Here is an 8982-nt window from a genome sequence, read left to right as displayed (position 1 = left end):
CCATGGCCTGGGCGGCAGAGCATCTGTCTCCCGAAACCAAGCGACGGCTGCGAGGCCAAATGCGCGCCCAGCTTTCAGAGGTGCGCCCTTTGCGCGAAGATATGCGCAATGCTCAGATGGCGGTGCGCGAAGCGGCTGCCGCCGAAGAGTACGACCCTCAGGTCTTGGCGCTGGCGTTAGAAAGGTCTCGGCAGATCAGCGAGCGTTATCAGGCCCTGATTCACAGAAACTTGGTAGAAGTATCGGCAGAGTTACCGAAGGATCAGCGTATTGCTCTGGCTAGAGCGGCATTACAGCGAGGGCAGAATGCAAAAATGCCGTCACGACCACCACAACATAATCGGTGATCGGGACGGCCAAGTTCTCAGTGAACCTGATGTTTCTGCTTTAGAGCTCGATATCTACTGAATAAGAGACCACGACTTTGTACTCGTCGTTGTCATAGCCGCCATCCGCGGCTGGGCCGCTCACGTTGGTGTCGGTGAACATGAAGCCGAAGCCACCTTTTGAAAGACTGATGTTGTAGTCGTAGTAACCGCCGTCTGAGCCGTTAAAGGCTTCAGCGAAATCCCCGTCGTGGTAGCCAACGTGTAAGCCGATGCCAATGCCATCGCCTACTTCAAAGCCGTAGTCAGCAGAAACGTAGTACGTGCTGCCTGCACCGAAATCCTGACCAATGCCCTCGTCAGCCTCTGTGTTTGTGAGCACGTAAGCTGAAGCGCTGAAGCCGCCAATGCCAACGGTTGCATAAACTTCGCCAAAGTCGAAGTTAGCTTCTTCGTCATAGTTGTAATAGAGGTAGCCGACGTCCCAGCTGATGCTGCCTGTCTCAAAGGCGTAACCTGCGTAGAGGTCGTGCTCGTAAGAGTAAACGTCTGAAGGGCCATAGTTAACGTTTGATACCCAAGTGCCGACGTAGAAGCCGCTGTCCGTGGCGTAGTCGATACCACCCTGAACCGCAGAGTTGTTTTCAGTCTGTGTGAGACCACGCCAGATATAGTTGTTGGTCACAGAGGCATTAGCGCTCAGCTCCCCAGCCTGTGTCGGTGCGGCGATTGCTGCACAGCCGGCCAATGCGGTCAGCGCGGCAACACGCTTCAAATTTTGCATGTTTTGCATGGATATCCTCTCTACCCTAAAAGTTGTGTTCGGTGCGGTGGTGTGCGGAACGTCTACGGACCACGATTCCCTCGCCCGAGGCACTGTCAGCAAGAACTAGACCAGAAGTGAAATAACGCGGGATTGCGGCGGCTTATCTGCAGTAGGACCCCTAAGTTGCTTACGTTTGGTTCGCACAAAAGAGGCAGCAAGCTGCTTTGTGGAGCGTTGTGCTCCATTTTGGTGCGCTGCTTTTGGTAGCTTAGAACGGGGTTTAGAATCATCCGCGCTCCGCTATACTTTTATGCCCTGCCGATGGAAATAGTCCTATGCGAGTTGCCCTGACCCTTACCTTGAGTTCACTGTTCCTGCTGCCGATGGCGAGCTATGCGGACCCCTGCTCTGATGTTGTGACCGATACGGTCGCGGAGATGCGAGCCGGTGCCGACGGATGGTGGAGTGAGGACATAGAAGGCCTGGTTCGTGCTGCTGCGGGCTCAGCCTGTATAAAGGCGCAGTCCACACGCTATCAGGCGGCTGGAGTTAGCACGGTGGAGAGTGTTGCTGTAGACGCTTCAAATGTTCCAGCTCCCAGTTCGAGTGAGTCGGTGGCTCAGGCGGAAGCCGAGGCGCAGACCGAAACTGCCGAGGTCTCTGACGGGGGAGATGAGGAAGACGGTAGCTGGAGTATTGGCGGTCTGACGATTCGAAGCATGTCGGGATCTCCCTCTCAGAAGCCCTACGAGCGAGCACGTCAAACCAAGAAAGAAGAAGAGCAATAAAGAAAGGCGTGGGGTTATGCCCTCACGCCTTTTAAGAAACCAGTCGATTTACTGAGCCATCGAGCCGGGGGGGAAGCCCTCGAGAATTTCATTGACTATTTCTGTGAGTGATTCATCAGGGTTTCGGCGCATGCTATCGGTAATGCGTTTGGTAGCAACGCCATGCCACGCAGGTTTGTGCTCTGCTACGTCGTAGATGTCGATGGCCAGTGTGCCCTCTACGTACTGTTGGACGTCAACGTTTGATCCGCCGCCATATCCGCCGCCGTAATAGGGCGCCCCCCAACCCCAGCCACCGTAGTAGGGACGATAAGGCTCCGGATAGCTATTCACTTTGATTTTGTCTCGGGCTCCTGAGGTATAACCGATGGCAAAGTCGGCTTCTTCCGCGTTTGCGACGATTCGGAAACCTTTGGCATTCAGAATGTCCTCAGTGATGCGCATTAATCGGCCCTCAAGCAACGGCGACCCTGGGGGCGAACCTTCTGCACGCATCACAGGATGATCGCTGATGAACGCGAAAGTCCTGTAGTTCGAAAAGTCGACACTGGGATCGTAATCAATCACGGGAGGGTTGGAGCTGCAGCCTGCTATAGCTACTGCGATGGTTGCGACAATCGCCAGAAAGGTTTTTTTCATAATTGCGGACTCAAATTTTTGCTTAGCGCGGGGTTTATAAAACGAGTACACAATATCACGCGGGCTCAGACACGAAAACGCGTGGGTTTGAGTTTTCAAGTTGGCGGCTGTGGTCTAGGCTAAGGCCTCAGGCTTTTCAAAATCAGAATAACGGACAGTGCACTATGAATTCGGATATGAACATTGGTCAGTTTCTCGCAACCCGAGCCAGATTGAATCCGCAGGGGGAAATGCTCTTCGATGTTAAAGCGGAGCGGCGATTTAGTTTTGAAGAAGCGAACGCTCGGGCAAATCAGCTCTGTCATGCGCTTGCGGGCATGGGGCTGGAGCCCGGAGATCGTGTAGCTCTGCTGGCTTACAACGGCCACCAGTTCGTCGAGAGTTTTTTTGGCCCCGCCAAAATGGGCTTAGTAATAATGCCATTGAATTGGCGCCTAACTGCCGATGAGTTGGCGTTCATTCTGAAAGACGGCGGCGCAAAAGCGCTCATTTTTGATACTGACTTTACGAACCTTGCGGCAGACCTTCATGGGCGAGGCGCAGTGGGCAGCGATGTTGAGCACTGGATTGCCATTGGCTCCGAGGCACCAGACTTCGCGCGTCACTATGAGCGGCTACTGGCACCTCAGCCCATCGATGAGCCTGCAGAGCTCGCGGTTGCTACCGACAACCTTTTCATTATGTACACCTCGGGAACCACAGGACTGCCCAAGGGGGTCGTGCACACGCACGAGACTGTATTCTGGGCCATTATTGCCGTGGTCAACACGGGAGACATCCGCGGAACCGATCGGTATTTGCTACTGCTGCCCTTGTTCCACGTTGGTGCTCTCACTCCTATGATCGCTGCGGTGTACCGCGGCAACAGTTTGGTCATCTTGCGAGACTTTGATCCTTTAAGAGTTTGGCAATTGTTCGAATCCGAGCGTATCGATACGAGTCTTGCGGTGCCCGCCATGCTTAACTTCATGCTACAGGTGCCGGGACACGAGCAGTTTGATCGCTCCAGCGTGCGAAACATTATTTGCGGCGCTGCACCGGTCCCTGTGGCAACGATTAATGCGTTTATTGATCTCGGCATTGAAATTCATCAGGTCTACGGCCTCACTGAAAGCGGTGGTCCCGGTTGCTTGATCGTCGGTGAGGATTCCCTGAGCCATGTGGGCTCTGCGGGTCGCGCGTTTTTTCATACCGAGACAAAAATTATCGATGGACAGGGCGAGACAGTCGCCCCAGGCGAGGCCGGAGAGATTCTTCTTCGGGGGCGTCACATCATGAAGGAGTACTGGAACCGTCCCGATGCGACGGCGGAAACGCTCCAGGGCGGCTGGTTGCACACCGGCGACGTCGCCACCATGGATGCTGAGGGCTTTGTCACCATTTGTGATCGCAAGAAAGACATGATCATTTCTGGCGGAGAGAACGTTTATCCAGCTGAAATCGAAAATGTGCTGATGCAGCACGACAAGATAGCGGACGCAGCGGTCATCGGTCTGCCCAGTGAGAAGTGGGGTGAGAGTCCGTTGGCGATTATTGTTACTGCCGAGGAATCTTTAGACGAAGCGTCAATCATGGATTTTTGTCAGGGCAAGCTCGCACGGTTCAAACAGCCCACAGCGGTGCGCTTTGTAGACGCCATTCCCCGTAATCCCAGTGGCAAGATTCTTAAAAGACTGCTTCGCGATCGGTTTTTGGCAGAGGGTTCTCTGTAGCCCCTCATGCCGCTAGTTGTCCGGCACTAGGAGCGCAGCTCTCAATCTAAACCATGACTGCTCTGACCCCTCGAAGCTATGCTGCCGCCGTTGATTTTCTTGTCTCCAAAGACCGGGACCTTGCAGCGATTGTAGAGCGCTATGGTGCGCCTAAGCTTCTGTCACGCGCTCCGGGTTTTCCAAGCTTGGTGTACATTATTTTTGAGCAGCAGGTGTCTCTCGCTTCGGCGAAAGCGACTTTTGACAAGGTGTCTAAGCTGCTCCCCGTCTTTGATGAATACAGCTACCTCGGACTTTCAGACATCGCATTGCGAAGCGCAGGGGTGAGTAGGCAGAAAATCCGTTACACCCGATTGGTAGCCCAGGCGATACTCACCGGGGATCTACCTATCCGATCTTTGGGTCGGAAGGACGATGCCACGGTTAGAGAGCTCCTGACGGCGATTACCGGTGTTGGTAACTGGACGGCTGACGTATATCTGATGGTGGCTTTGCGGCGACCAGACCTTTGGCCTGTGGGTGACTTGGCGCTGGTGAAAGCGACAGCGATAGTGAAAGGCGTAAAGGGCAAGCCGGACAAGGATTGGCTCGAGAGCTTGGGCGAGCGCTATCGTCCCTACCGCAGTGTCGCGACGGGCATTTTCTGGAGGCACTACCTGAATAGCTAGCCTTAAAGATATATACGCGCAGCTTGGTGCTTTGGGAGCTGCTGGCTATGATGTACTCACAAGCTACAACGGTTCTAAGCTATGCGAAAAGCACTGAAATTCTTGCATACCATTGGCGGCATAGGCCTTACGGGTGCCCTTGTTGTTCAATTATTGATGCTGCAAAACATGCCCCCCGTAGATTCACTCCTGGCCTATGCTACCGCTCGCGGGCAGATGGGTCTTATCTCCCAGTGGGTGCTGTTTCCTTCCCTGGCTATTGTGCTGGTTAGCGGCTTGCTATCGATGGCTTGGACCGATGCCTTTCATGGGCAAGGTTGGGTCTGGATGAAGTTGGCTTTGGGTATCTCTGTTTTTGAAGGCACATTGATTGCTGTGCAGGGTCCCGCTGTCCGTGAAGCGTCCCGGGCGGCTCAGGCCTTGGCCGGAGAGTTTGATCCGGCTCTATTGGGCGTAACGGCCATGTCCGAATGGAAATCAACACTGGTCATCCTTGGTGTCGCCATTGCGAACGTGGTGCTCGCCGTCTGGAGACCTCGGTTTGGCAGCAAAAAGACAGCGGCGTCAGCATGAGTAAACGTTCGAGTTTGTGGGGTGCTGTTGCGCTGCTCCTTGGCTGCGGACTCTTTCCCTCAGCGTGGTCAGCCACAGCCCTACGTTTAAATCCGCCGGATAATCAGCAACTCAATTTTTCGGCGCTCTCTGCTATTGTTTACGAAGAAACGGGAGTTCGCCTTGAGCCGAATCCCAGTTTTGCCGATGGTGAAGACCCCATAGATTCCTTACTTGATGGTTCCGCAGACTTAGCCATCGTAGAGAACACCCGCGCCTTCCAGCCGGGGTTACGCAGTATCTTGCCGCTTTATCAAAGCGTGGTGCATCTCGCCGTACGTAAGGATCTGAGTATCGGCGATTATGTCGGTAGCGAGCGTTCTCTGCAGCTGCAGATCTACAACAATTCGCATACCGCTCGGATGGTGCTCGATCTGCTGTTTGAACGTGCTTCGGAGCTCCCGGATCGCTATGAATTTTGGCGGCCCGGGGACCCCGGAAGCCCGGATTTACTTTTTTATGTGGGGCCTATTAATCCGCACAACACGGCGTGGTTTCCCGAGGGTTTTACTCTCGTGCCACTGTCGAGGTTTGACGCGGCGGGCGCAGAGTTCTACATCGACGGTATTAGCTTTCTTGTACCGCAGCTCCGTTCTACGCGTATCCCTGCCTTGACCTATTCATTACCGGGAAATGAAGAAGGGATTGATGCCCTGGCGGTCGACATGTTGCTGGTAGCGAAGAAATCTACGGATCAATCAGCTATCTATGAACTGACACGCGTGCTAATGGAGCAAAAGCCTCGCTTCGCCGCGGTCGAACCAACACTCTTTCGATGGATGGGGGCTGATTTCAATGCCAGAGATCTCACGTTTCCTCTGCATCGAGGCGCGCGGCAGTATTTCGACCGCGATGAGCCCGGGTTTTTAGAGCGCTATGCGGATTCACTCAATTTCCTGGTTTATCTTGTTGTATTGATGTTCACCGGAGCGGTGGCGTTTGGACGCTGGCGGGCCCGTCGTCGAAAAGACCGTATCGATGGCTTTTATGTTCGTGTGCGGAACCTGCGACGTGCGGCAGGTTTCGATGACCCAAAGCGACTACTGAGCGAACTGGAGAAGATTGAAGACGAAGCTTTTACGGGACTAATCAACGAGCGCCTGGCTGCTGATGATAGCTTCAGGATTTTTACTGAGCTGGCCGAGGGCTTACGTGGGGAGCTAAAGATTCACATCGCGGACGATCGCGCTACTGAACCAGACCAATAAGCTCCTTAAGTTCGGTATGCGGGTCGCGCGCAAAGCGTACGCAGTTTCGCCCGGCTTTCTTTGCGGCGTAAAGCGCCTCATCCCCAGCGGCTAGCATGGCCTTCGCGTCGTGCCCGGTGTCTTGAACACTCGACACTCCGAAGCTTGCAGAGATGGCGATGCTGTCGGCGCCTGCACTTCCGATGGCTTGTCGCAAGCGCTCAGCCAGGCGGAGCGCTGCAGAAGCGGGTGTATCTGGCAGAATAAGGGCAAATTCCTCACCGCCTATACGCGACACGATGTCGATGCGGCGGGCCGTTTCGGTCATTACACGAGCGACGGCGCGTATCACCGCGTCTCCGGCAGGATGACCGTAGTTGTCATTCAGGGCCTTAAACTCGTCGATATCCAGAACGATTAGAGATAGATCCCTTTGGTAGCGCTCAGATCGTGCAACCGCGATTGCCAATTCGCTATCGAAGGCCCTGCGGTTGAGAATGCCGGTTAAGCCGTCGGTGTGCGCCAGGCGATTTGAATCATTGAGTGCATCAAGCGTGACGCTGACCAGAGTGAAAAGACCAATGCCTGCGAAGATGATAGGGAGAAAACCGAGAAGCGCGACCCATGTTGCGGTGGGATCGAAGCGCGCGCTGCTCATACCAAGCAGCATGCCGGCAATGACCGCAGGCAGGATCAATGTCATCCAGGCTATTAACGCCCAGTCTCCAATGTTTTTTTGACCGCGCTTGCGGTAAGTGCGCCACAGGCTAAAGATCGCACCGATAGAGATCGACAGGGCGGCGAAGGGTACGTGGGCGCTGCGATCAAAACCCAGAAAGAGCACGCCGAGCACCGGCACTATCCAAAGTGCGAATAGTCCGCCCATAAACCAGCGATTGATGACATAGCCAGCTCGAAGATTAAAGCCACACCACAAAGCGAGTATGCCTGCAGCGCCCGTGCTGTTGAGGAGCAATAAGCTGAAGTCGGCCTTGGCCGTATCCTGAGGCAGAACGGCTGTAAGTAACCAGGTGAGCGCCAGTGCCCCAAAAGCAATGGCGAATACTTTGGCAGCGCTAAAATTCGCGCTTTGCCGGGCTAGCATCAGGTTCGCGGCGGCTATCAGTGCGCAGATAAGCACAGTGACTATGAGAGAATTAGTATATGGGTCTGACGCCATGGGAACGCTTTGTCATTATTGAATCGCGCTGGATAATAGCGCGGAATCTGCAGCATCAGGAGACATGGAATGTCGACCGCGCCTCAAATTTTCACGCAACGCCTGTGTTTGCGAGCACACTGTGAACAGGATCACTCCGAGGCGATCAAGATTTGGCAACACCCGGAGGTATACCGCTACATCACGGGTTCAGCACTGAGTCCTCAAGAGGTATGGATGCGCTTACTGCGCTATGGCGGTCTTTGGGACATGCTCGACTATGGCTACTGGGCTCTGGAGGAGCGAGCGACCGGTAAGTACATCGGGCAACTTGGCTTTGCGGACTTTAAACGGGGTCTGGTGGGTTTTGACGGACACTACCCAGAGGCCGGATGGGTTTTGCACCCGGACGCCGCGGGGAAGGGCTACGCAACAGAAGGCATGCAAGCCGCTTGCGACTGGCTTGATCAGCAGGCTGGTCGTGACAAAAGTTTTTGCATCATCTCTGAAGACAACGCGCGCTCGGTGAGCGTCGCAAAAAAGCTTGGCTATCGCTATATATTAGATACGCTGTTTGGTGAAGAGAAAACAGCGGTGTACTTCCGAGAGCGGAGCGTTCGACTTGTGTAAAGCGTGCTTGGTGTCTGCCTATAGTCTGCTTGATGCGTGTGACTCACGCCTAACTCATGCCTGACTCAAGCCAATAGCCGGCGCAGATTTTAGCTGCTCCAACATTGCGGCCATTTTTCCATGGAGCATTTGCATGGCTTGTAGCGGCCGAACCATAACCTTGAACTCGCAGATAAGTCCGTTTTCTGCAAAGCTAATAATGTCCACACCATTGATGAGTATGTCGTCCACAGTGCACTCGAATTCCAGCACGGCGTGCTCTTTTGTGACGACTTCTTTGGTGTAGTGGAAGGTCTCGTTGAACACGTTCATAGCGCCCGTTAGGTAAAGTGCGGTGATTTTTCGCCCCCTTTGGGGTGTGTGAACTACAGGAGACAGGAACACGCAGTCTTCTGTGAGTATGTCGCTGAGGCCATCGTGGTTCTGATTGAGCACCATGTCGTGCCAACGTTGCAGTGTATTCATAGGAGTAATCCCACGCTTCAGAGTGTACAG

11 protein-coding genes are annotated in these 8982 nt (G+C 54.2%); 7 read left to right on the top strand and 4 right to left on the bottom strand.

What is annotated here, in order from left to right; genetic code table 11:
* A partial coding sequence (locus AB8B76_RS13240) for a periplasmic heavy metal sensor (RefSeq protein ID WP_405273161.1) occupies positions 1-347 on the top strand: 347 nt, incomplete at its 5' end.
* Between the two features lie 40 nt (positions 348-387).
* Here AB8B76_RS13240 and AB8B76_RS13235 read toward each other — a convergent pair.
* The gene (locus AB8B76_RS13235) at positions 388-1119 is read right to left on the bottom strand and encodes a TorF family putative porin (protein WP_405273159.1); all 732 of its coding nucleotides are present in this window, start codon (positions 1117-1119) and stop codon (positions 388-390) included.
* Between the two features lie 308 nt (positions 1120-1427).
* On the opposite strand from AB8B76_RS13235, the gene AB8B76_RS13230 reads away from it, so the two are divergent.
* Positions 1428-1880, top strand: coding sequence for a hypothetical protein (locus tag AB8B76_RS13230; protein WP_405273157.1), 453 nt, complete (start codon positions 1428-1430; stop codon positions 1878-1880).
* A gap of 48 nt (positions 1881-1928) precedes the next feature.
* Here AB8B76_RS13230 and AB8B76_RS13225 read toward each other — a convergent pair whose 3' ends face one another.
* Positions 1929-2519 (bottom strand): DUF4136 domain-containing protein, encoded by a 591-nt coding sequence (locus AB8B76_RS13225; protein ID WP_405273156.1) that lies wholly within the window; start codon positions 2517-2519, stop codon positions 1929-1931.
* 164 nt (positions 2520-2683) lie between these two features.
* Here AB8B76_RS13225 and AB8B76_RS13220 point away from each other — a divergent pair, with 164 nt between their 5' ends.
* The 4 genes from AB8B76_RS13220 (at position 2684) to AB8B76_RS13205 (ending at position 6719) form a co-directional block, all read left to right on the top strand.
* The gene (locus AB8B76_RS13220; RefSeq protein WP_405273154.1) at positions 2684-4231 is read left to right on the top strand and encodes a long-chain-fatty-acid--CoA ligase; all 1548 of its coding nucleotides are present in this window, start codon (positions 2684-2686) and stop codon (positions 4229-4231) included.
* Between the two features lie 53 nt (positions 4232-4284).
* The gene (locus AB8B76_RS13215; RefSeq protein WP_405273152.1) at positions 4285-4899 is read left to right on the top strand and encodes a DNA-3-methyladenine glycosylase family protein; all 615 of its coding nucleotides are present in this window, start codon (positions 4285-4287) and stop codon (positions 4897-4899) included.
* Between the two features lie 81 nt (positions 4900-4980).
* A complete protein-coding gene (locus tag AB8B76_RS13210; RefSeq protein WP_405273150.1) occupies positions 4981-5472 on the top strand; it encodes a hypothetical protein in 492 nt (163 codons plus the stop codon).
* A complete protein-coding gene (locus tag AB8B76_RS13205) occupies positions 5469-6719 on the top strand; it encodes a TAXI family TRAP transporter solute-binding subunit (RefSeq protein ID WP_405273148.1) in 1251 nt (416 codons plus the stop codon). Before AB8B76_RS13210 ends, AB8B76_RS13205 begins: the two co-directional genes overlap by 4 nt.
* Here the strand turns inward: AB8B76_RS13205 and AB8B76_RS13200 are convergent.
* Positions 6700-7878, bottom strand: coding sequence for a diguanylate cyclase (locus AB8B76_RS13200; RefSeq protein WP_405273146.1), 1179 nt, complete (start codon positions 7876-7878; stop codon positions 6700-6702). The two genes, AB8B76_RS13205 and AB8B76_RS13200, sit on opposite strands and share 20 nt — an antisense overlap.
* A 69-nt stretch (positions 7879-7947) precedes the next feature.
* Here AB8B76_RS13200 and AB8B76_RS13195 point away from each other — a divergent pair, with 69 nt between their 5' ends.
* Entirely contained in the window at positions 7948-8487 is a 540-nt protein-coding gene (locus tag AB8B76_RS13195) for a GNAT family N-acetyltransferase (RefSeq protein WP_405273144.1), read from the top strand.
* A gap of 54 nt (positions 8488-8541) precedes the next feature.
* Here the strand turns inward: AB8B76_RS13195 and AB8B76_RS13190 are convergent, their stop codons facing one another.
* The gene (locus tag AB8B76_RS13190; RefSeq protein WP_405273142.1) at positions 8542-8952 is read right to left on the bottom strand and encodes a nuclear transport factor 2 family protein; all 411 of its coding nucleotides are present in this window, start codon (positions 8950-8952) and stop codon (positions 8542-8544) included.
* Positions 8953-8982 lie beyond the last annotated feature (30 nt).

This window comes from Congregibacter sp., from assembly GCF_045107095.1.
Taxonomy (GTDB): domain Bacteria; phylum Pseudomonadota; class Gammaproteobacteria; order Pseudomonadales; family Halieaceae; genus Congregibacter.
This window is presented reverse-complemented; position numbering and strand designations above follow the sequence as displayed.

Coding starts and splice junctions, on each gene's coding strand:
- AB8B76_RS13220 (WP_405273154.1), top strand. CDS start 2,684: ATGAATTCGGATATGAACATTGGTCAGTTTCTCGCAACCCGAGCCAGA.
- AB8B76_RS13195 (WP_405273144.1), top strand. CDS start 7,948: ATGTCGACCGCGCCTCAAATTTTCACGCAACGCCTGTGTTTGCGAGCA.
- AB8B76_RS13235 (WP_405273159.1), bottom strand. CDS start 1,119: ATGCAAAACATGCAAAATTTGAAGCGTGTTGCCGCGCTGACCGCATTG.
- AB8B76_RS13230 (WP_405273157.1), top strand. CDS start 1,428: ATGCGAGTTGCCCTGACCCTTACCTTGAGTTCACTGTTCCTGCTGCCG.
- AB8B76_RS13190 (WP_405273142.1), bottom strand. CDS start 8,952: ATGAATACACTGCAACGTTGGCACGACATGGTGCTCAATCAGAACCAC.
- AB8B76_RS13200 (WP_405273146.1), bottom strand. CDS start 7,878: ATGGCGTCAGACCCATATACTAATTCTCTCATAGTCACTGTGCTTATC.
- AB8B76_RS13225 (WP_405273156.1), bottom strand. CDS start 2,519: ATGAAAAAAACCTTTCTGGCGATTGTCGCAACCATCGCAGTAGCTATA.
- AB8B76_RS13210 (WP_405273150.1), top strand. CDS start 4,981: ATGCGAAAAGCACTGAAATTCTTGCATACCATTGGCGGCATAGGCCTT.
- AB8B76_RS13215 (WP_405273152.1), top strand. CDS start 4,285: ATGACTGCTCTGACCCCTCGAAGCTATGCTGCCGCCGTTGATTTTCTT.
- AB8B76_RS13205 (WP_405273148.1), top strand. CDS start 5,469: ATGAGTAAACGTTCGAGTTTGTGGGGTGCTGTTGCGCTGCTCCTTGGC.